The organism is Luteolibacter sp. SL250 (genome assembly GCF_026625605.1).
In the GTDB taxonomy this organism is placed as follows: Bacteria; Verrucomicrobiota; Verrucomicrobiia; order Verrucomicrobiales; family Akkermansiaceae; genus Luteolibacter.
This window is the reverse complement of the sequence record NZ_CP113054.1, coordinates 4,016,110-4,035,727: the sequence shown is the minus strand read 5'-3', so window position 1 is coordinate 4,035,727 and position 19,618 is coordinate 4,016,110. Positions and strand designations below refer to the sequence as shown.

The 19,618-nt window shown below is 55.3% G+C and carries 20 protein-coding genes, 1 tRNA gene and 2 pseudogenes; 13 read left to right on the top strand and 10 right to left on the bottom strand.

Going from position 1 to position 19,618, the window contains the following annotated elements; translation table 11 throughout:
- Positions 1 to 786 precede the first annotated feature (786 nt).
- Positions 787 to 1,347, bottom strand: coding sequence for a prolyl oligopeptidase family serine peptidase (locus tag OVA24_RS17590; protein ID WP_267671424.1), 561 nt, complete (start codon positions 1,345 to 1,347; stop codon positions 787 to 789).
- Positions 1,348 to 1,400: 53 nt separating this feature from the next.
- On the opposite strand from OVA24_RS17590, the gene OVA24_RS17585 reads away from it, so the two are divergent.
- The 5 genes from OVA24_RS17585 to OVA24_RS17565 all read left to right on the top strand — a co-directional run bounded on the left by OVA24_RS17585 (position 1,401) and on the right by OVA24_RS17565 (position 4,897).
- Complete coding sequence (locus OVA24_RS17585) at positions 1,401 to 1,712, top strand: sensor histidine kinase (RefSeq protein WP_267671423.1); 312 nt, start codon at positions 1,401 to 1,403, stop codon at positions 1,710 to 1,712.
- Positions 1,713 to 1,813: 101 nt separating this feature from the next.
- Positions 1,814 to 2,659 carry a transglutaminase-like domain-containing protein gene (locus OVA24_RS17580; protein WP_324287868.1) on the top strand — a complete coding sequence of 282 codons (846 nt, stop codon included), beginning with the start codon at positions 1,814 to 1,816 and terminating at the stop codon, positions 2,657 to 2,659.
- A 394-nt stretch (positions 2,660 to 3,053) separates the two neighbouring features.
- On the top strand, positions 3,054 to 3,404 hold the full coding sequence (locus OVA24_RS17575) for an RNA recognition motif domain-containing protein (RefSeq protein WP_267671421.1): 351 nt from the start codon (positions 3,054 to 3,056) through the stop codon (positions 3,402 to 3,404).
- Between the two features lie 142 nt (positions 3,405 to 3,546).
- Positions 3,547 to 3,993 carry a sirohydrochlorin chelatase family protein gene (locus OVA24_RS17570; RefSeq protein WP_267671420.1) on the top strand — a complete coding sequence of 149 codons (447 nt, stop codon included), beginning with the start codon at positions 3,547 to 3,549 and terminating at the stop codon, positions 3,991 to 3,993.
- Positions 3,994 to 4,384: 391 nt separating this feature from the next.
- Positions 4,385 to 4,897: a YciE/YciF ferroxidase family protein gene (locus OVA24_RS17565; RefSeq protein WP_267671419.1), complete on the top strand. Its 513-nt coding sequence runs from the start codon at positions 4,385 to 4,387 to the stop codon at positions 4,895 to 4,897.
- Between the two features lie 380 nt (positions 4,898 to 5,277).
- On the opposite strand, the gene OVA24_RS17560 is transcribed toward OVA24_RS17565, so the two are convergent.
- The gene (locus tag OVA24_RS17560) at positions 5,278 to 5,646 is read right to left on the bottom strand and encodes a hypothetical protein (protein WP_267671418.1); all 369 of its coding nucleotides are present in this window, start codon (positions 5,644 to 5,646) and stop codon (positions 5,278 to 5,280) included.
- A 193-nt stretch (positions 5,647 to 5,839) separates the two neighbouring features.
- Between OVA24_RS17560 and OVA24_RS17555 the strand changes: the two genes are divergently transcribed.
- The gene (locus OVA24_RS17555) at positions 5,840 to 8,182 is read left to right on the top strand and encodes a glycosyltransferase family 4 protein (RefSeq protein ID WP_267671417.1); all 2,343 of its coding nucleotides are present in this window, start codon (positions 5,840 to 5,842) and stop codon (positions 8,180 to 8,182) included.
- The gene (locus OVA24_RS17550; RefSeq protein WP_267671416.1) at positions 8,179 to 9,651 is read left to right on the top strand and encodes a glycoside hydrolase family 130 protein; all 1,473 of its coding nucleotides are present in this window, start codon (positions 8,179 to 8,181) and stop codon (positions 9,649 to 9,651) included. The genes OVA24_RS17555 and OVA24_RS17550 overlap by 4 nt, the downstream gene beginning before the upstream one ends.
- A gap of 378 nt (positions 9,652 to 10,029) precedes the next feature.
- On the opposite strand, the gene OVA24_RS17545 is transcribed toward OVA24_RS17550, so the two are convergent.
- A complete protein-coding gene (locus OVA24_RS17545) occupies positions 10,030 to 10,434 on the bottom strand; it encodes a hypothetical protein (RefSeq protein ID WP_267671415.1) in 405 nt (134 codons plus the stop codon).
- Positions 10,435 to 10,636: 202 nt separating this feature from the next.
- Here OVA24_RS17545 and OVA24_RS17540 point away from each other — a divergent pair, with 202 nt between their 5' ends.
- Together OVA24_RS17540 and OVA24_RS17535 are read left to right on the top strand one after the other, a co-directional pair.
- On the top strand, positions 10,637 to 10,909 hold the full coding sequence (locus OVA24_RS17540; RefSeq protein WP_267671414.1) for a hypothetical protein: 273 nt from the start codon (positions 10,637 to 10,639) through the stop codon (positions 10,907 to 10,909).
- 1,151 nt (positions 10,910 to 12,060) lie between these two features.
- Positions 12,061 to 12,525: a tetratricopeptide repeat protein gene (locus OVA24_RS17535; protein ID WP_267671413.1), complete on the top strand. Its 465-nt coding sequence runs from the start codon at positions 12,061 to 12,063 to the stop codon at positions 12,523 to 12,525.
- Here the strand turns inward: OVA24_RS17535 and OVA24_RS17530 are convergent.
- The 5 genes and pseudogenes from OVA24_RS17530 to OVA24_RS17510 form a co-directional block, all read right to left on the bottom strand.
- Positions 12,520 to 12,595: transfer RNA gene (locus OVA24_RS17530), tRNA-Ile, on the bottom strand. The genes OVA24_RS17535 and OVA24_RS17530 overlap by 6 nt on opposite strands.
- Positions 12,596 to 13,445: 850 nt before the next feature.
- Complete coding sequence (locus OVA24_RS17525) at positions 13,446 to 13,913, bottom strand: JAB domain-containing protein (RefSeq protein ID WP_267671412.1); 468 nt, start codon at positions 13,911 to 13,913, stop codon at positions 13,446 to 13,448.
- Positions 13,914 to 13,969: 56 nt separating this feature from the next.
- Positions 13,970 to 14,152, bottom strand: a pseudogene (locus OVA24_RS17520) (helix-turn-helix domain-containing protein); the annotation flags it as partial.
- Positions 14,126 to 14,596 (bottom strand): annotated as a pseudogene (locus OVA24_RS17515) (DUF2637 domain-containing protein); the annotation flags it as partial. The pseudogenes OVA24_RS17520 and OVA24_RS17515, both read right to left, overlap by 27 nt.
- A 66-nt stretch (positions 14,597 to 14,662) precedes the next feature.
- Positions 14,663 to 14,920, bottom strand: coding sequence for a helix-turn-helix domain-containing protein (locus tag OVA24_RS17510; protein ID WP_267671411.1), 258 nt, complete (start codon positions 14,918 to 14,920; stop codon positions 14,663 to 14,665).
- Positions 14,921 to 15,072: 152 nt separating this feature from the next.
- Here OVA24_RS17510 and OVA24_RS17505 point away from each other — a divergent pair, with 152 nt between their 5' ends.
- From OVA24_RS17505 to OVA24_RS17490, 4 genes are all read left to right on the top strand, one after another.
- Entirely contained in the window at positions 15,073 to 16,125 is a 1,053-nt protein-coding gene (locus OVA24_RS17505) for a hypothetical protein (protein WP_267671410.1), read from the top strand.
- A gap of 322 nt (positions 16,126 to 16,447) precedes the next feature.
- Positions 16,448 to 16,945 (top strand): hypothetical protein, encoded by a 498-nt coding sequence (locus OVA24_RS17500; protein WP_267671409.1) that lies wholly within the window; start codon positions 16,448 to 16,450, stop codon positions 16,943 to 16,945.
- Entirely contained in the window at positions 16,942 to 17,442 is a 501-nt protein-coding gene (locus tag OVA24_RS17495; RefSeq protein ID WP_267671408.1) for a hypothetical protein, read from the top strand. The genes OVA24_RS17500 and OVA24_RS17495 overlap by 4 nt, the downstream gene beginning before the upstream one ends.
- A gap of 28 nt (positions 17,443 to 17,470) precedes the next feature.
- Positions 17,471 to 17,950 carry a hypothetical protein gene (locus OVA24_RS17490; protein ID WP_267671407.1) on the top strand — a complete coding sequence of 160 codons (480 nt, stop codon included), beginning with the start codon at positions 17,471 to 17,473 and terminating at the stop codon, positions 17,948 to 17,950.
- 74 nt (positions 17,951 to 18,024) lie between these two features.
- Here the strand turns inward: OVA24_RS17490 and OVA24_RS17485 are convergent, their stop codons facing one another.
- Positions 18,025 to 18,516: a hypothetical protein gene (locus tag OVA24_RS17485; protein WP_267671406.1), complete on the bottom strand. Its 492-nt coding sequence runs from the start codon at positions 18,514 to 18,516 to the stop codon at positions 18,025 to 18,027.
- Between the two features lie 61 nt (positions 18,517 to 18,577).
- Positions 18,578 to 19,240: a recombinase family protein gene (locus OVA24_RS17480; protein ID WP_267671405.1), complete on the bottom strand. Its 663-nt coding sequence runs from the start codon at positions 19,238 to 19,240 to the stop codon at positions 18,578 to 18,580.
- Positions 19,241 to 19,618: the final 378 nt, after the last annotated feature.

The following is a 19,618-nucleotide window of genomic DNA, read 5'->3' as shown; positions in this document are numbered from 1 at the left end:
CTTTGGACCAGGTCTCGTCGGATCGGATCTCTGACCCTGTCTTCTTACGACGGATCAAAGGTGACAGACATTGTGCACTTCCGGCTCACCAGCCTCGCATGACAGGATCTCGGGTGGCCGATCAGGAACCTCCGCAACTCCATTTCGAGGCGCTCTGCACGTCCAATGGCGCGACCTGCGAGTGCGGGACTATCTCCGCGGTGATCTTCCGGTCCATATGAACAGAAGAGCTGCGGGGGGGGGGCAGGCTTCGACTTGGGCATGCCGGTCGTGGATCAGCCTACAAGCGTTACTCGTCGATAGACCAAGGTGGTGAGGCTTAGACCGCCGCTCTCGGGCCCATCGGCTGATCTCGACAGGTCCTGAGGCGGGCAGGCAGCGGGAGAGTGTGACCCATGAGTGTAACTGGGCCAAGCCCCATTGGAGGACGAGGAATGTCAGCTGTGGAGGACTTCGGCGCGGAAAGATCCGCAAATCAGGGGTGTATGGATTGAGGAGAGATGACGAAAATAATCTTCTGGCGCGCTAAGTCGCTGATCGTCAGCTAAGATGGTCAGGGGTGATGATTCTTTTGATGGTCTGCGTACTGTGAACCCATAAGGGCAGGGATTTGCTTTCAGGAGATCACGAGTAGAGATGAAGTTTTGTTAGGCACGGCAGGAAGGCCTCGTTCATTGCGAACGAAAAGCTTGATCTCTGATAATGTTGTCGATTATCAACGGATTAGCGTTATTAGAATAGGACGGAAGACGTCCTAGTCCAACCGCTTTGCCCCGATGATTCAATCTAATTCATTGATGGTAAGAGAGTCAAATTGAGTCCGCTTGAGGCATCATCAGTCGTCTTGGGGCCTCCAGCCTGACCGGGAGCACCGAGTGCCTTGATCAGAAACCCAGCGCGCCGGAACTTTCCATAGGATGTCTCCGCCGCACCGTGCCCGGCATTCATGATCGGGACATAGTCGAAGTTCTTTCCGGCTTTCTCCAGCGCGTTGACCACCTGAGCCGTCGAAGCCGGGTAAACATTCTGGTCGATCTCACCAACTATCAGCATTAGGCGGCCATCCAACTTCGCGGCGTGGGTAACGTTCGAATTCCTCTCATAGCTCTCGTCCACCGGCCAGCCCATCCAAGCCTCGTTCCACCAGATCTTGTCCATTCGGTTATCATGGCACCCGCAATCCGCCACTCCGGCTTTGTAGAAATCCCCATGCTGCAGCAGACCTGCTAGGGCGCTTTGGCCGCCCGCACTTCCCCCGTAGTTGCCTACCCGTGCGAGGTCCATCCAGCGACGACTGGCGGCGGCGGCTTTGATCCATGGGATGCGATCAGGGAATCCGGAGTCCATCAGGTTTTTCCAACAGACGTCATGGAAGGCCTTCCCCCGCCAGTTCGAACCTATTGGCGAACGCGATCACCCATGGGTCAAGGGATCAGCCGATCACCGTCACCGGGGAGGTTCAAGAATCGGAGTTCGAGCTTGCCGTGGAGAACAGCGGGAACCGGATTCCGGATGATCTGGTGCCGATCCTCTTCCAGCCTTTCGCGCGCGAGAAGGCGAGCGCCAGCATGAACGGGCTTGGGCTCGGGCTTTATATCGCCTCCGAGATCGCAAGGACGCACGATGGATCGTTGACCGTGGATTCCTCGGCCGAGAAAACCTCCTTCAGATTGAGGATGCCGCTGTTGGCCGGGGAAAAACCGGGAATGTGAAACTGGCGTGCAGAGTGGAGCCACCATTGCCTGATTTCGACCCATAGACTATTTCGGCGAAGTTAGCTGGCAACCGGGGGCCCATCCGTGTATCTTGAAAAATGATTTTCCGGGTGAGTGTGAATCTGAATTATGATCTGGAGAACACGGCCACCCTGATCCTCGCCATCAAATGCGCCAAAGCCCCGGGCCAGCGGATCCTCGCCGAATCTTTCTACACTGAACCGTCACTGGAACTGCAGGACATGGAGCCGGCGGAGGGATCAAGCCGCCTGGTAAGGCTTTCCGCCGCGGGACCCAGCCTCCACATCCGGTATCAGGCGGACGTCATGACGGGATGGGTGTCCGTTCCACCATCGGAAATCCAGGACGGGGCATGGGGCAACCTCCCATCCGACTGCCTTCCATTTTTGTCTCCCAGCCGGTATTGCCAGTCCGATCGGTTCCGTGCGCATGCGATGGACCTTTTCGGCCACTGTGAATCCCAATATGCCATCGCATCGGCGATCTGCGGATGGATCTTCAATCATGTGGTTTACGAGCCGGGCAGCAGCAACGAGCGATCCTCGGCGGTGGACACTTTCGAGCAGAGGGTAGGAGTGTGCCGCGACTTCGCCCATCTCGGCATTGCTTTCTGCCGGGCGATGAGCGTGCCCGCGCGGTATGTTTCCTGCTATTCGCATCTCCTTCAGCCCAATGACTTCCACGCCCTGTTCGAGGTTTTCATCAATGGAAGATGGTATGCGTTCGATGCCACCCGCCGCGCTCCGGTCAATGGCACTGTCAGGATCGCTGTCGGCAGGGATGCGGCGGATGCCTCAACGTGCACCATGGTCGGAAATCCGAAGCTGACCAACATCGAGGTCATTTGTAACGCGAGGGATGGAGGTTTTATGTCCACCCTCCCCGGCTCACACGGCGTGGCTTGGACGATGGAAGGACGCTGACAGCAATGTTATCCAGGCGCACCTCCTGATTTGTCAGTCATCGGCGGTAAGCTAACGGCCCTTTGCGGGTATTTCACTCGTCCAATTCGCTGAAACCCACCTACCGCCGGTTTTCCTCATCCCACAATTTCAGTCTGATCGTTTTCAGGATTCCGCGCCACGTGACGGGCTGGATCGAGGAGAATTACTCGTGCGATTCATGGCAGCGTTGCAGATGGTAATTCGGAATCCGCTGGCTCCCTGCTTGGACCATACAGGTGTCGTTTCACCAAGTCCGGCTCGACAAATGGATTGCCATGAGCCCCATCCGTGGTACCAGTCAACTGATCGCAAGCCTGATGCCCGGTCCGCTTGACCGGTTCTGTAACGCAAAGCACCCGCCAGGTTCCTGAAAGTGCGTTACGGAAAAGAAAATATGGACATCTATGTAGGCAACTTGCCTTACACCGCCAACGAAGCCGATATTCGGGAAATATTCGCCGAATTCGGAGACATCCAGAGCGTTAAAGTCGTTCTCGACCGTGAAACCGGGCAATCAAAAGGCTTCGGCTTTGTAACTTTGGCGGATCAATCCCGTGTCAACGAAGCGGTGGGGGCACTTAACGGAAGAAACCTGAACGGGAGAGCGCTGAGGGTGAACGCGTCCGAACCCCGCCCTGCAACCGGCGGCTTCGGAAGCGGGAGCTACAGCGGCGGGGGGAGTAAGGACGGCGGCGGACGCAACAAGCGCAACACGGGCTGGTAAATAGCGGCCCTTATCGAAAGTGGCAGGTCCGCTCCGGAAGGGGCGGGCGGATCCTTTTCCCATGCGCGGAGTTGGAGCCAGACTATTCCTCTGGACAAGGGAACGAAGCATTCTCCCGGGTGATGGTAGCCAAATCGAATTTATGGATGAAGATTCTCCGGACCCCCACTCAGAGCGATTAAAGGAGGCTATGGACGAACCTTGCTGCATTCTAACTGACAACGGGTCCTATCAGTCGGAATCAACGATGAGCCTGCGTAATGTCGCCGAGCGTCTTGCCGAAAGGATTGGGCAAACAGTCCATCCAGTGTCCTTGCTGCACTCGACGAAAATCAACCCGGAAGAACTCGGCGGTGTATCAGCCGACATTTTCGAAAGCTTCATCCAGAAAAAGCGAACAGAGGGCTTGAACCGCTTTCTGATGATACCCCTTTTCTTCGGGCCTAGCGCGGCCATCAAAGAATACCTCCCGCAACGCGTGGCGGCGCTTAGGGAAGAAGGCTGGGGCGAACTGGAAGTAAAGGTGGCCCCCCGAATCGATTCCCACACGCCTGCGGTAGGGAAGGCGAAGCCCGCGACCGAATGTTGAATGAAAATTTTCGTTCGCCGCCCGCAGCGGAATGATGTGAAGCTTGTTCACGTCCCAGCTTTCCTCGTTCTGTCGCGGAACCTGCTTGAACGTGACGACGTACAACTGATCGGTGTACCCGAAAGTTGAAGCAACAGGGAGAAACCTGCGGAAGGTTGGGTCATTGACTCCGGCCGGGGGTACTGGGAAACGACCAAGAATCGTCGTCTTTCTCGTCTGCCGGGCCAGAGGGATTAAGGGCATCTTGCCTGATAAATTGCAGAAAAGAGATTTTGGTTCATCTTGCGCTCTATCATCTGAGCCATCGGATCCTTTATGGAGAGGGAGGTTGGAGGAATTATCGCGATTGGGTGTTCCAAATGCACAAGTGTGACACCGGCGAACTTTCGCCATGAACCATACAAAAGAAATGTCCAAACTTACTACCCTCCAGGATCTGCTGATTCATAGCGTAAAAGATCTCTACAGCGCCGAGACCCAACTTGTGAAAGCGTTGCCGAAAATGTCCAAAGCGGCATCCGATCCTGTTCTAAAAAAAGGATTTTTGACGCATTTGGAAGAAACCGAATTCCATGTCATTCGCCTTGAGCAAGTTGCAGCTCTATTGGATGCGAGTCCGCGGGGGCTCAGTTGCAAAGCAATGAAGGGGCTTATCGAGGAAGGAGGAGAGACGATTAAGGAAGAGGCCGAACCCGGCATCAAAGACCTTGCCCTCATAGCGGCAGCCCAGAAAATCGAACACTATGAAATCTCCGGTTACGGTTCCGCCCGCGCTCTTGCCAAAGCCATCGGAAACGATGAGATCGCCAGCTTGCTCCAAACCACGGAGGATGAGGAGGGGGCTACCGATAAGAAACTAACCACGGTCGCCGAGAAAATTGTTGCTGGCATTCCGCAATCATAACCATCCCCGATTCTCTTTTCGGGAAAGATCAACACCGATCGGAATCGACGATTCAGCCTGCCTTTCCAAGCTGGTATTCAGCCATCAGCCGATGACAATTTGGATATTCCTTCCGAAAGGTGCCGTAAGAGACGCTGATGCCCATCGTGTTCTACGTGAGCAAAGATAAGGAACTCCCGGAAACGTCGTTCGATCGCCTGAAGCGATCGGGCTCTGATTTTCGGATCGAGTTCCTTGCGTCTGCTCAGTTGTCTAAGATCATCAATAAGGGATAGCGCTTTTCTCCGGTGACCGGCTGATACGTTTCCTTTGTTGAGATCATACTCCTGAGCATAAGCCTCTAGTATCTCATCCGAGTCGTTGTTCATCTGTTTTGGCGTTCATCTGGACTCGGGATCCCTGGCGGACCACCAATTTTGCACCGCCACGGAAATCTCCCAGACAGCGCTGGAAGCTCCTTCCGCACGACCTCGGATCAGCGCCATCTCGATGGTTGATGTCACGTCCTCCCATTCAACCGATCGCTGATTTCGGAGAGCGTCAATGAGATCAATAGATCCTTCCCCGGAGGGGTCGGTAAAAATCGCATCACCCCGCGTGCATTCCTTGATGGTGGCCACTTCCCCCTCAACGAGAGCTTCATTCAATTCGATCAGATCACGAACCTTGGAAAAAGCGGATTCCAGTTCAAGAAGGAGTGAAGTCGAGTGATCTTTCATGGCGCGGATTTTTTCCAGCAATCGGATCATCTCAGGATCAAACCGCGTAATCTTCGGTTCACATCCCCTTTGGATCACACCCACCTTGGAAGGACGGCAGGCAATGTCGAGCTTAGTTAGAGTTTATTTATTCAAACCCTAAAAAGAGTATGAATCTGGTTTATCATTTTGAAATGAAGAAAAAACTTGGATAGGGTTTGACTTAATTTGAAACGCCACGACGGTGTGGTGTTTCGTTTGTGGTCATTCCGGCCGCTTGACGGCGCGGATCACGGCGCTGCTGCCATCATTGGCGCGAGATTTTCATCTCGCCATGCAACCTCATCAGTCGACGCGTCACATTGCATTCATTGGGAATTATCTGCCCCGACATTGTGGGATAGCCACGTTTACCACGGATATCTGCGAGGCGATCGCCGCCGAATTTCCTGCTGCCAGTTGCATCGCCGGGGCGATCAACGATAGGACGGAAGGATACGATTACCCTCCGCGCGTCCGTTTTGAGATCGATCAGAATGATCCAGAGTCTTATCTGAGGGCCGCGGACTTCCTTCATATCAACAATGTTGAGGTGATCTCCGTGCAGCATGAATTCGGAATCTATGGGGGGGCGGCGGGAGACCTGCTGCTGGATTTTCTGAAACACGTGAAGAAGCCGGTAATCGCGACGCTTCATACGGTTCTCCAGTGCCCCAATGCGGATCAATCGCGCGTGATGGGGGAGCTGGACCGGCTTTGTGCAAGATTCATCGTCATGGCTGAACGAGGACGACAACTGCTCATGGACGTCTACGGAGTGGATCCGGCCAAGATCGATCTGATCCCACATGGTGTGATCGACATGCCCTTCGTGGATTCGAACTTCTACAAGGATATTTTCGATGCGGAAGGGAAGACGGTGCTTTTGACCTTTGGGCTTCTTTCGGAAAACAAGGGAATTGAGACGGCGATCCGGGCTTTGCCGGCGATCCTGCGAGAAAATCCCGATCTCGTTTATATGATTGTGGGAGCGACCCATCCACATCTTATCGCACGGGAAGGGGAAATTTACCGGGACAGCCTGGTCGAACTCGCCGAAAGAATCGGTGTTTCGGAGCAGGTGGTTTTTCATAATCACTTCGTGACGCTGGAGGAGCTCAAAGAGTTTATTGGGGGCTGTGATGTGTATCTCACTCCTTACCGCAACGTCGAGCAGATCACTTCTGGAACCCTCGCCTATGCTTTCGGTGCGGGAAAAGCGATCGTTTCGACTCCTTATTGGCATGCGCTCGAACTGCTGGACGACGATCGTGGGATTACCGTTCCTTTTGAGGACGTGGAGGCGCTTTCGAAGGCGGTGAATGATCTGCTTGCCCATCCGACCCGCATGACCGCCATGAGGAAACGTGCGTGGAAGGAAGGCCGGAAAATGGTGTGGCCGGAAGTCGCGCGGCGTTACATGAAGAGTTTTGATCTCGCCCGCGCCACCCTCAGTCTTCCGATTCCGGCAACGGATGTTTTGGCGAAGGTTCCCGAAATCCTGCCAATCCCGCCTATGAATCTGGATCATTTGTATCGGATGACTGATCACACGGGGATCTTTCAGCACGCTATCTATCACATCCCTAACTACCATGAAGCGTATTGCACGGACGACAACGCGAGGGCCTTTATTCTCACTATTTTCCATCAGGAGGAACACGGTTCTGATGCCGGTGTCGACAGGCTGGCCTGTTCGTATCTCGCATTCCTCTGGTATGCGTTCGATGCGAACAGGAGACGTTTCCGCAACTTCATGAGCCACGACAGAAAATGGCTCGAAAGCATGGGTTCGGAAGACAGTCATGCGAGGGCGCTATGGGCCGCTGGAACGGCGCTCGGCAGGTCAGGGAACGAAGGTTTCCGAAGTCTATCTGCTCTTCTGTTCCAACGCGGGCTCGGTGTGGTCAGGCATTTCAGTTCGCCCCGCGCATGGGCTTTCACTTTGGTGGCGATCCATGAGTATCTCCGGGCGTTCTCAGGAGACCGGGCGGTCGCCGAAATGCGGGATCTGCTTGTATCCCGGTTGATGGATCTGTTCCGCGCTAATTCCTCGGATGCATGGCCGTGGTTCGAGCGGATCGCTACCTATGACAACGCGAAGCTGCCGCACGCGTTGATCCTTTCCGGGAATCCGGAAGCGGTGGAAACCGGATTGCTCTCGCTGTCGTGGCTGCTTGAACAACAAACCAGCAGCAGTGGGAATTTTTCTCCGATCGGTTGCCACGGTTTCTGGCCGGAGGGAATGGACAAGGCACGCTTCGACCAGCAGCCGGTCGAGGCTCATGCTACCATCTCGGCCTGCATGGCGGCCTTCCGGTTAACCGGGGACCGTGCTTGGGCCGACGACGCGCGGCGCTGCTTCGATTGGTTTCTCGGTCGCAATGATCTAGGCCTCGCTCTCTATGATCATGCAACCGGAGGCTGCAGGGACGCATTGCTCCATGATCACATCAACGAAAACCAAGGGGCTGAATCGACCCTCGCTTTCCATTTGTCCCGAGCTGAACTCAGCCTGCATGTCTCAACTACCCCACTCTGTTCATGACAACCCCTTCCATTGTGCCAACCGGGATCCATCTCCATCCGGATAATTCCCGTGTATTGGTGCGGACCTTTATCCCGTCGGACACCACCGCAGTCCTCCGTATCATTGAGCGTGCCCTCCTTACGGAGGAGCAGGAGGTGACCCTCCTTCTAACGGATCTTCACAAGCAATTCGGGGGAAGACACCAACGCATCGAAGCTGCATGGCGAAGATCCTACTCCGCGGTGAGATCTCATATTCGTCACGAAGAATCCCTTTCGGAACAGCGTCGCCTGTATATCGGAGCGCTTTTCAGTGGCGAATACGCCTTGGAATCCGCGGCTTTGTTCAATCCATCCATCGTTCCTCATCCTGATCAATCGGGGTTGGCTGAGGACGAACTAAGGTTTGTCATGAGCCTCCGCGCTACGGGTGAAGGTCATATTTCCTCCATCACCTTTCGCACGGGTGTGATTGGGGGCGATCATTCGATCCGGCTCGACGGACGTTCCTCCCACGTGTCCGCCCCCGAATTGCATCCAGATCCGGTGTTCTCGCGCGGTGTATTCTTCAGGAAACTGGCTGAAATGGAGTTCGACAACCATTGGACGCAGACGCTGAAGCAATCGTTGCCCGACCGTTTCACCCGTGGTGAACTCAACGCCGCGATGCTCACCGCCAAAGGTGCCACCCGCACGACGATGCGCGAATCCCGTCGAATGGATGAGTGTATCCGCTGGCTTGCGGAGGCCAATTACGAGGTTCGGTTCGACCATTCCATTCCCCTTTCCGAGCGGGTGATCTTCCCCGTTTCCCCCAACGAGAGCAACGGTATCGAGGATGCGAGGTTCGTGATGTTCCAAGAAGATGACGGAGCCATCAACTACTATGCCACCTACACGGCCTATAACGGACGCGCGGTGCTTCCACAGCTTCTTGAGACGTCGGATTTTGATGCTTTCCGCGCGGTCACATTGAACGGTTCTTCCGTCAGGAACAAAGGCATGGCACTTTTCCCCCGCCGTGTGGGAGGTAGATTCCTCATGGTGTCAAGACAGGATGATGAGAATCTCTACCTGATGGAGTCAGTGGATCTGCATGTATGGGAGGAAGCGCGTCTGCTGCGGAAACCCATGGAATCCTGGGAAGCGGTGAAGATCGGCAACTGTGGTTCGCCCATCGAGACAGCCGCTGGCTGGCTCCTGCTTACGCATGGAGTGGGACCGATGCGACGGTACTGCATCGGGGCGATTCTTCTGGACCTCGAAGATCCTTCAACGGTGCTCGGCCACCTAAGGATTCCGCTGCTGGAGCCGGATGAGCCGCTCAGAAATGGCTATGTCCCGAACGTAGTCTACACCTGCGGATCGATCATCCATCACGGGAAACTGATCCTTCCTTACGGTTTGAGTGATACCTCGGTGACGATGGCTGTCGTGGACCTTGCTGAACTTCTGGAGAATCTGGATCCCTTTCGTGAAAAGGAGTGAGGCCAGAAATTGGGCGAAGCGCTCACGATGCTAGCGGAGTCGCGGAGTATAATGCCTTCATCGGTTGTTGCGGTTATATGCTTCCGCTCCCGCTAGTTGCTGGGTTTATAAAAGTTACTTAAATTCGGTCGCCCAATGATTTGGTCAGAGGTTCATCGAGCGAACGGTTTCACTGTTTGATTGGCATCCTCTTCGGGCACAGTCACCGCACGAGGCTCGCCCTGCCACTCGTGTTCGACGTCAAAGATCTCTCCATCCCCATGCTGCCCTCCGTGCCGACAGCTTACAACTCTAATCCGGCGACTTCTGGATGCGGCTGTCGAGGCTTGTTGGCCAACATTGTGTAAACCATAACATGGGAGGTGCTCCGAAATCTGACTATTCGCAGAGATATGTCCTGCAGAGGATCTCCGATAGCTCCCAGCTATTGAACTGAGCTTGCGTTGAACGATTCACGCTTACTTCCCATTTCTCATCACTGCTCAGAATTCTTCCTTGGACAAAGGCATCTGCAGTCTTGCGGGTAGGGAATCCAAGGTCTCGGGAAGATCCATTCGTTGCCCAATAGATTCCAATCAGCCCATCGTCGTCGGAATCTACCGGACTAATGAGGTAATGTTTCCAACGGAGCAAATTAACCACATCACGCAGCCCTTCGACCGCGCTTTCACAGGTTACTGCGTAAGTCTCATCGTGGATAAATACAGACGTGACTTTGTCCTGCTCGTCCCTCTTCACCGCCACCTTGCGCCGGTCTACCTCAATTTCATTGGGGATTTGCATGGTGAGTCTCTACCACATCTTTGAGAGCCCAGCCACAATAAAGCAACGAGTCAACGCGGTTCTCCTTCTGTCCCTCAGGGCATGAGCAACCCCAAAGCCCTTCCCTTCTCTTCGCAAAACCGTGCTTTAGAGGTCCTCACAGGCAGTCTTCTCGCGCTTGCAATTTCAAGTGTCTGACCTATTTTGCAGAGTGGAGCCTTTCATGAATGAAGAACGTGTCCTTACCTGGGAAGTCTGGGCGAATTCCGGCCATGGATCGCTAGATGACTGCGGAGAGGAGCTTTGGGTGTTTTATTCGGAAGAAGAGGCTAAAGAAGCACTTCCAAGCCTTCGCCAGCGGAACGAAAAATTACACACGTGGCGGATCGAGCCTCACCGGCGCGAAAGGGAATTCATCGGCTCATTTCATCAGGTACTTTTGCCCGAGCCAGTTGGTGGAACAATTTCCGAAGAAATGTCTATAAGCGCTTCGTAGCCTCCCGTCGAAGGTTCAGGCTACTTTGTTCAGGATGCCCGGTTCCCCGGTTCCTTTCCAATTCTGGGGCAAGAAGATCAATCTCCGCATCTTCAACGCGGTCAGCCGGTCGAGAGCATTCCACAGGTAAAGGAGGCTAATCAAAAATGATTTCGGCCTTTTTGGGGCGGTTCTGCCTGAAGAGGGATTCGAAGATTTCCTCCAAGGAAGTGCGGCTAAGGGATGTCCGGCCGTGTGTTCGTCGGCAGTTCCTCGAAGAAGGGAAAGGCAGATCTCTCGGAAATGGGGAACCGCTGCCAGCGGATGACCTCCTCATCCAATCCGCGCAGCTGTCAGCAACGAGGATACTTGTCTTGAGGGACATCCTGTAGTCAGGGAGGTAGGAGACCGATGATAAGAACGAAATCTAGAGACCAGCCTTGCCGATCTGTCCGTCCCGCACCACTTTCGTCCGCTTCCAATTGGTGATGACCACGGACCCTTTCTTTTTGACGCGAGGCAGGCTCCAGATTTCCGAAGGAGACCTGCCCGCCGTCTACGTGGTAGAAATCGAACCTCTTCCGCAGGCCGATAATCGCCAGTTCTCCGCATCACACGATTTCCATTAGGGCGCTGGCTCCAGTGAGGAGTTTGACGGGAAGCTCCCGAAATGTTGGAATCTTCGAAACAATGAGTTTGGAAAAAGCCATCAAACACGGAAAGGAACACCGGAAATCCTATCGGGGAAGCAGGCTGGTTGATTCCAGTTGCCGAAACCACGGAAGCTGTTCCTGGTGTGCCGAAGGACGCCAGCATTCCTCCCGTCGCCGGAAACCGGCACCCGATGCCGAGAGCGAGAATTCCTGAGGAACCGCCTAGCTTGGCAGCCTGCCCATCCGTCTATTTGTCGGAATCTCGCTCAGCGTCTTCTCCATTCCGTTCTCACAATCTCCGGGGAATGACGAATGCGAGAAATACCCCGACCCTACATGCCGTCGAACTTCCAAGGGAAGAATCCTACCGTAGCGCCGGAACTGTGCAGCGGCGAGATTGACTGCCTGTTCATAGGCTTGGACTCGATCAATTGATGGCGTCATTCCTCATCCCATCACAGCCGTCAATATCTGGGGATCGCGATGGGATTCCGATCCCGTAGCGGTAGAATCCCACCAATGATGGGTGATGCGGAGAAGCGGTTGGAGGCTGGGTTGGGCTATTTGCAGCTCGGCATGTTCGAGGAGGCCAACGAGGAAATCGAACAATTGCTACCGGAGGAGAAGACTTCCCCCGGCGTGCTCCGGCTTCGAGCGGCGATCTATTCGGAGACGAAATCCTGGCTTCTGCTCCGGGAGGTCGCTGGATTCCTGGTGGATTCGCTGCCGGGTGATCCCCAGCATTGGATTTGGCTGGCACATGCGACCCGAAGAACCACCGACATTCCAGCGGCTGAGACAATCCTTCTTCGAGCACTGGAACTTCATCGGGGTGAGGCGATGATTCATTTCAACCTTGCCTGCTCTGCGGCCCAGACGGGGAAGATCGAGGAGGCGAAAGAGAGGCTCCGGGACGCCATTCGGTTGGTTCCGGAAACTCGGCTGTTGGCTCTCGATTACCCAGACTTGGAACCGCTTTGGTAGGGGCGGAGGGATTTGAACCCTCGACCCGGCCCTTATAAAGAACCCGCTCTTACCGCTGAGCTACACCCCCAAATGCAGTGGCATCGGGGTGGCATATTCGGAATTGGCCGATTGGCGCAGCGGTCACACAGGGATCAAAGCAAATGCTGAGTTTCGGGTCAAGCAGGCCCACTGGCGTTGCATTCTGGGCCTAGCTGGATGTTTCACAGTGAAGTGGCTAGGACCTTTCTCATCCTTGCGACTTGAAGCAGTTGATCTATTTTACGGAGTGGAACCTCTCATGGATGAAGGACGTGTTCTCACTTGGGAAGTCTGGGCCAATTCTGGCTATGGATCGCTGGACGATTGCGGAGAGGAACTGTGGGTATTCTATTCTCACCAGGAGGCATTGGAGGCGCTTCCGGGCCTCCGCGAGAGGAACGGGAAGTTGCATACCTGGCGGATTGAGCCCCACAGACGTGAAAGGGAATTTATCGGACCGTTTCATCAGGTGCTTCTGCCTGAGCCACCCAGCGGAACGATTTCCAGGGTGTAGAAATGGTTTCTTCCAGGGTAAGGCCTGGGAATTCGGTGCCAAAGCCCATTTGGATGTATGTAACCGAGGAATCGGGGCGAGAACGCAGGTTTCGGTGCAGGAGCGCCCCTGAGCAGAGATCAGGAGGCTCCTCCTGCACACATGGTGGCACGGTCGACACCGCCCCGCGTTTCGGGGGAGGGGAGAAGACCCGCCCGAGCGCATTTCCTTTGGCTCTTCGGAAGGAAGAAAGTGCACGGTCGCACGGTCGACATGGTCTGGTAGTTCCAGAAAGGGAAGAACAGGATGTCGTCGTTTCCGGGGCACTTCTTTTTTCTTCCGCCGAAGTAACAGGACCGTGTCGACCGTGCGACCGTGTTCTTTCTGGACGCTCGGGCTCTTGCCTCTACAGAAACCCGGTGTCCCGGAACGAGAAGTAGGGCGATCTTCCCTGCAAGGGTCTGCCGATGATGACATGATCGACCAGATCGATCTGGAAGATACTGGATGCTTCCCGGATTCTTTTGGTTACCGTTTCGTCGGCCCTACTGGGGCTCGGATCTCCGGAAGGATGGTTGTGGCAAAGGATGAAAGACGGAGCCGCCCTGACGATGATCGGGCGGAGAACCTCCCGTGGATGGCATGACGCTTCCGAAAAGCCTCCTGTCGAAACCAAGTGCCAGCCCATCAGGCGTCCACGGCTGTTCACGGCGAGGACGACCACATGTTCCTTTTCTGGTTCGTAGCCACGGTCCTTCTCCACGACCTCCTTGTAGAAGCGGTAGACTTCTTCGGGTTCGCGGAAATCGTGAAACGTGAGGAAAGGAGCCTCGTCCACGGAGACCGTCCGGAAATCCTGCACAATGAACCTCATGGGGCAAACCGGTTGGATAATGCTGCCAAGTCAGAAGTTTCGGATTCCGGTCGAGGCCGGAGGTAGCGGCTGACTGTTGCGGGAGAGACTCCCAGTTCCTTGGCGATCCTGCTTTTGGTCCATCCCTGATCCCGCAGGGATGCGGCGCGTTCCTTGTTTTCCAAGGTGGACGATGCTGTGGCAGCAATGGATGGAGACTTCACCGCTGGGCGTAGCTTCTTCTGAGCCTTCTCTCCCATAGGCTTCAGGGAGTCTTGAATCTGACGCATCAGAGACTCGAAGGCCATGAAGAGCAGCAGGGGAGGCATTCCGGCCATCACCGAGGACAGGATGCCACGGGTGGCGTGTGCGACGTTGAAGGCCACCGAGAGCAGCGTCACGACCACAACCAGGGTCATGTACCAGCGCCGGTCGCTGCCGGTCAGGGAGGCCCGGAGAGCGGCCAAGGAGAATACCACGACTCCTCCGTCCAGCAGCACCGGGAAAAGCCACGCTTGCTCCGGGTTGGGAATGGCTCCCGTCGTGATGGCCAAGTCCCGGAGTGCCTCGAAACTGAGGGCGAAGGCGGCGATGGCCAGAAGTCCGACGAGAATTGCGGTTGTTCGGCCAATCCAGCGGACAGCATGGGTTTCTCGGTTTTCGGGGCAAGGCGGAGAAAATGGGAGCGGTTCGGTGTCAATCATCGAACTTTCGATTACAACACAGGTGGCGCTCAGGCGCAATTATGGGGTCGAAGCCTGTCAATTGGCCTACTTGCGACCCTTTTTGAGAAAACCTTCCGCTGCGGATATAAGCTCGGAAAGCTCCCAATCCAGACCGGCTGCCACTTTAGCGAGGCCTTCCAGTGTCGGGCGGCGCATCTCCCGCTCGTAGTAGGAAATAGCCTGCTGGGATACACCGGACTTCTGAGAAAGCGCATAGATGGACATGTCGAGGGCAAGCCGCCGCTCTTTGATTGCTCGGCAGATTGCCGCAATCAAGGCATCGGGCCAGTCCTTTCGTCTCACGCCCAGTACCCCTATAGGGGTGCCCAACTTGACAAATACTTCACGGTTGTGATGTATTTTTCCCGATGCCCCTCATTCCCTCCTCCCCGACCGCAGGTCGCCCGCATTTTTCGCGAATCTCCGTTCTTCTCGCGACTGCTGGCCTCCTCGTGATGTCCTCTTGCGAAAAAGAGCGGACTTCCCCCGGCTCCGGCACGCCCCCAGGCAATAGGGATTCCGAAGAGATTCTGGAACTGGCGAATGGTCATCCATCGGACCTGACGATCCGCCGCGCCGCTTGGACGATGAACACCACATACATCGATATGCCCTTTAAACGCGGCCAGGTTTTGGAGGCATTGGGGGGCGGAGGGGTTCCGGTCGGAACCCTCCTGTATCCCATCAAGTTCGAGGACTTTCCCTATCCGATCTACCTCAGTCGCGATGAATTCGGAGATTGGCGCTTCAACATCGGGGAGAAGCCTACTCTGCATGCTGTTCGGACACCGCCCCCTCCGGAAACCGAAGACGCCAAGAGAGAGCGCGAGAAGCAGGAAAAAGCGGAGGCCAAGGATCACGAAGAGCGCATGGCGAACTCCGCGCGCTGGCAGAAAGAAGAGGCCGAGAAGGCCCGCCAAAAGGCAATGGAGAAGCGACAGGCCGAGGCCAAGATCGAAGAAGCGAAAGAGCGGAAGGCTGAGGAGCGGGTCCGGCAGGACGAGAAACGTCGGGAGAAGGAGCGGGCGGCACTGGCCGAGTCCAACCGCAGGGGCGCGGAGGAGCGCCTCAGGCAGCGAGAGGAACAGGAGCGTGCCATTGCTGCGGAGGCAGAGGAAACTCGTCGGAAGCTCGGGCAAGGAATCGAGCCGATAGAGAATGCGAGAACGGAAGAGGTGGTCCCGGATACGCCCATGAAGCCTTCGGAGAAGAAGAATCTGTCGGAAACAGTGCCTTCGCCTGATAAAGCCGTCCGCCTTGCAGAAGCAAAAGCAGAACTGGCGGCACTGGAATCAAACATCGCCACCGAGAGGCAGCGGTTCCAGCAGGCGACCGACACCATCAATCGGCTCACCAATTTCAAGAAGGTTCCCGTGAAGGAGGGATCAGCGGCCTATCACCAGTGCATGGATGCGTCGCGTGTCATCCAGAACGTCGAGAAGAAGGCTCCGGGGATGAACGCAGAGAAAGCCCGCTTGGTAACATTGGTCCAAGAGCTCGAAAACTGATGTCCAACGCGCCCCGATGTCCTACTTGCAAGAGGCCGGTTTCGTTGAATACCGACCGATGTCCTATGTGTGGCGAGGATCTGGAATCCTATCGGGAGAATCTCGCTTATCTTTTCCTTCTGCTCGGTGCATTTCTCTCTGTTCTCGCGCTCTTCCTCAGCCCGGCGATGTTTATCAATTGGCTCTTTGGGCGTTTCGACAATTTCATCACGGACACCTTCTTTGACTGGCCGTCTTATCTGATCTCCCTAGTTTGTTGGGGAGTAGGGGTCGGAGGTCTCTTTTATTTAAGCAGGAACAAACCCCACGCTTGATCTGATCTATGAAAACACACCTTACCATTTTGACCATGTTAGCTTCGGGCCTCACATGGGCCGGGGATCTCAACGCCTTGCGGGAATCTTACGAACGGGAGAAGACCCGTTTGGTGAAGCCTCTCGATGAGAAGCTGAAGAAGGATTTGGAAACCCTGAAGGTATCGCTGGTCAAAGAGTCGAAGCTCGAAGAAGCCGCCAAAGTTGATGCGGTTCTCAAGGAGCGGTTTCCGCAGCCGGGGATCGCATCCCCCAAGGAGCCCTACAAGTTTGGGCCTTCGGTCTGGGAGATTAAAGGTAGGCGAATCCAGTTCCGTGAGGATGGTCTGGTTTCCAACGCAGATTGGGATAAACGGGGAACTTGGCGTCCGCTTGATGACCGAAAGGTTGAAATCACCATGCCCAACGGAAAGAAGGCATGGTTCGAACTTTCAGAGTCCGGCGAGACCGCCAAGTGGAAGCAGCATAACTCTCTGGATAAAGTCGCATATCCCGTCCGCCGATGAATCAAAATCCAGTAATGATCAAAAGCGTCGTTGTCGGCCTTTCCTTGGTGCTTTCTGTAGCCGGACGTTCCCAGACCCTTGATTCGGTAATCGCAGACCACCAGCGGGCCAAGGAAGCCATCCTCCGGCCACTGGAAGACAAGTATGATGCTGAGCTGACGAAGTTGCTTCAGAAGCTCACCGCAGCAGGGAAGCTTGAGGAATCGCTCGAAGTGGAGCGACTTCTCAAATTCCGCACTCATGGGCGAGTCTCGGTGATTATCGGAAGATGGGCATGGGGGACGGATCGCGTCGTCACCATTCAGAGCGATGGTCGCTTCACCGTCAGCAAGGGGGACGGAGGAAAATGGAACTGGACCAACGCCGACCAAGGAGAGTTCACGATGATCTGGGACAGCGGGGGCTACGTGGACAAGCTGACCATCTCACCCGATGGAAACAACATCACGGGATCAAATAACAAAGGACACAAAGTCAATGTATTGCGCTCCAGATGACCATCTGCTCCGCCAATGCCCCCACTCCATGAAAACCACCGTAGCGCTGCTTTCGCTCTTCTTCGCCGTATCCGCCGTCTCCCAAACCTTGGATTCCGTTCTGGCGGAGCATGAGCGTCAGAAAGAAATCGTCATCCGCCCGCTGGAAGCCAAATACGATGCCGAGCTGTCCAGGCTACTCCAAAAACTAACAACCGCAGGCAAGTTGGAAGAATCGCTCGAAGTGGATAGGTTGATTAAGAATCGAAGCGGTGTCTCTTCCTCCCTTTCCGGAATTGTAACATGGGTCTGGCCAGACAACAAGAAATTGGTTCTCTCGTCTGACGGAAAAGCCACCTTCACCGCGTGGACGGGTCAAGGGACATGGAAGGAACTGGATGCCCAGACGGTCGAGGTGACCAATCCTGACGGGAAATCTGGAATCCTCAAGATGCTTCCGGAGGGCAGGGGAATCTATGCTTCCGGTGCGAACAACAAGGGCAGCTTCCCGGTCACCAAACAGAAATAATGAACGCATTTATCGCACTCCATGGCAGGAGATTTGACTCCAGCCATGGAAAGCGGATCTATGCAGCCGATTTCTTACGGCTCAGCCTTGATGATCTTGTAGGTACGGGGAGATGTGTTCAGTTCTTCGACAACAGAAACACGAATCCCCCTCTCCTCGGCACGGTTCACGAAGAACTTGAAATGGCTAACCTTCGTTTTTAGGACCACTTCGCCATTTGTCTCCAGTGAAACAAAGGCCTCCCTCATTGGTTCCAGGAGTGGGTTAGCGCGAACCAACTTTGCCATCGTGTGCCAAATCAGTCGCTGCTTGTCACAATTACCAAACAGCTTCCTAGGATCTTCGGGGAACAGCGTGATGTGCGCGTAGTGCCGGGAGCAATCGCATTCACGCGCGATTTTGGCGCTCAACCCACCGTGAGTGCCCTGCTGGGGCAGATACAGCATGCACCTGCGAGCTTCATACAAATCAGCTTTCTCTTCAGGAGAGCGTTTCTCCGCACAGGATTGGATGGATGGGCGTTCGGATTCGAGGCGGGAATCGGAGAGTGCTTCAATGAGGTTCATATTCGCCATCATAGCATCACAGATGTCAAGCCAGCTGCGAATTAGCCGGGGGAATTCGGGCTCAGGATGAATTCACGCCCTGTCTCAGCCGGGAAATGAGCTTGCTCGTGTTAGGAAGATGCCATTTCCCGCCACCGGGAGAAGGAATCTCCAAGAGATTCAGATGGTTCCGGATACCACGGACCGTAGTGATCCCCTGTAACCTCAGAGAATCGATGGTGTTACGGTAATCCTGTGCCCTGTCAATTGCCTCAGAGCGATACTTGACGGCAAGGGCCTTCGCGGTTGTACCGATCTCCACCCCTCTCGCTTTCGCAGCAGCGAGGGCTGCCTTCGTGCGCTCCGAAATCCGTCGTGCTTCCTCTTCCGCGAAGGCTGCTTGGATGTGGAGAATAAACCTGTCCTTGGATGGCGCATCCACGGCACGGAAGTCCACTCCGGCCTCCAGCAAGCCAGAGATGAAATGAACGTTCCGCGCCAAACGGTCCAGTTTCGCGATCACCAGCGTCGCCTTCGTCTTCCGGCAGAGCCTGAGGGCTTCGTCGAGCTGGGGGCGGCATACCTTCTTCCCTGACTCCACCTCCACGAACTCGGCGAGAAGGGCACCCCGCCCACGGAGGAAACCCTCCACTGCGGCCTGCTGCGCCTCCAGCCCCAGCCCGCTCTCCCCTTGTCTCACCGTCGAGACCCTGTAATAGGCCACCCATTTCCCTTCGTCGTTCATGGAAACATTACAACATGGGACACAATTTCTGTTACCGGGCGAACGGACATTCGTATGATAACAGCGGCAGCGCGTTCTGTTCAGTCGACCCACGCGAAGTGGCACCGGAGGTTATAATGAGCCCCGCTTCCCCCGGAACGCAGCCGCCGTGGCTTCATAGGCAGATATTGGAAGAGCATCAGACCCTCGGGGGTGGGAGGGGAAGCAGAGATCAAGATGACGGAGTTTCACAATTCCAGGACCGAGGGAGCGGTGCACCAATCGGCCTTGGCAAACTCCTGTATCATTCCCACGCAAGCGGCCACCTGTCCGGCGATGCCTCCAACACCTAAGCCTGGGGAACGCTCGATAAATGGGAGGTAGTGCTTGGGTTTCCCT

Excerpts from the sequence above, each read along its gene's own strand:
- OVA24_RS17590 (WP_267671424.1), bottom strand. The coding sequence starts at position 1,347 with ATGGACTCCGGATTCCCTGATCGCATCCCATGGATCAAAGCCGCCGCC.
- OVA24_RS17580 (WP_324287868.1), top strand. The coding sequence starts at position 1,814 with ATGATTTTCCGGGTGAGTGTGAATCTGAATTATGATCTGGAGAACACG.
- OVA24_RS17570 (WP_267671420.1), top strand. The coding sequence starts at position 3,547 with ATGGATGAAGATTCTCCGGACCCCCACTCAGAGCGATTAAAGGAGGCT.
- OVA24_RS17565 (WP_267671419.1), top strand. The coding sequence starts at position 4,385 with ATGAACCATACAAAAGAAATGTCCAAACTTACTACCCTCCAGGATCTG.
- OVA24_RS17560 (WP_267671418.1), bottom strand. The coding sequence starts at position 5,646 with ATGATCCGATTGCTGGAAAAAATCCGCGCCATGAAAGATCACTCGACT.
- OVA24_RS17550 (WP_267671416.1), top strand. The coding sequence starts at position 8,179 with ATGACAACCCCTTCCATTGTGCCAACCGGGATCCATCTCCATCCGGAT.
- OVA24_RS17545 (WP_267671415.1), bottom strand. The coding sequence starts at position 10,434 with ATGCAAATCCCCAATGAAATTGAGGTAGACCGGCGCAAGGTGGCGGTG.
- OVA24_RS17540 (WP_267671414.1), top strand. The coding sequence starts at position 10,637 with ATGAATGAAGAACGTGTCCTTACCTGGGAAGTCTGGGCGAATTCCGGC.
- OVA24_RS17535 (WP_267671413.1), top strand. The coding sequence starts at position 12,061 with ATGATGGGTGATGCGGAGAAGCGGTTGGAGGCTGGGTTGGGCTATTTG.
- OVA24_RS17525 (WP_267671412.1), bottom strand. The coding sequence starts at position 13,913 with ATGAGGTTCATTGTGCAGGATTTCCGGACGGTCTCCGTGGACGAGGCT.
- OVA24_RS17505 (WP_267671410.1), top strand. The coding sequence starts at position 15,073 with ATGTCCTCTTGCGAAAAAGAGCGGACTTCCCCCGGCTCCGGCACGCCC.
- OVA24_RS17500 (WP_267671409.1), top strand. The coding sequence starts at position 16,448 with ATGAAAACACACCTTACCATTTTGACCATGTTAGCTTCGGGCCTCACA.
- OVA24_RS17495 (WP_267671408.1), top strand. The coding sequence starts at position 16,942 with ATGAATCAAAATCCAGTAATGATCAAAAGCGTCGTTGTCGGCCTTTCC.
- OVA24_RS17490 (WP_267671407.1), top strand. The coding sequence starts at position 17,471 with ATGAAAACCACCGTAGCGCTGCTTTCGCTCTTCTTCGCCGTATCCGCC.
- OVA24_RS17485 (WP_267671406.1), bottom strand. The coding sequence starts at position 18,516 with ATGAACCTCATTGAAGCACTCTCCGATTCCCGCCTCGAATCCGAACGC.
- OVA24_RS17480 (WP_267671405.1), bottom strand. The coding sequence starts at position 19,240 with ATGAACGACGAAGGGAAATGGGTGGCCTATTACAGGGTCTCGACGGTG.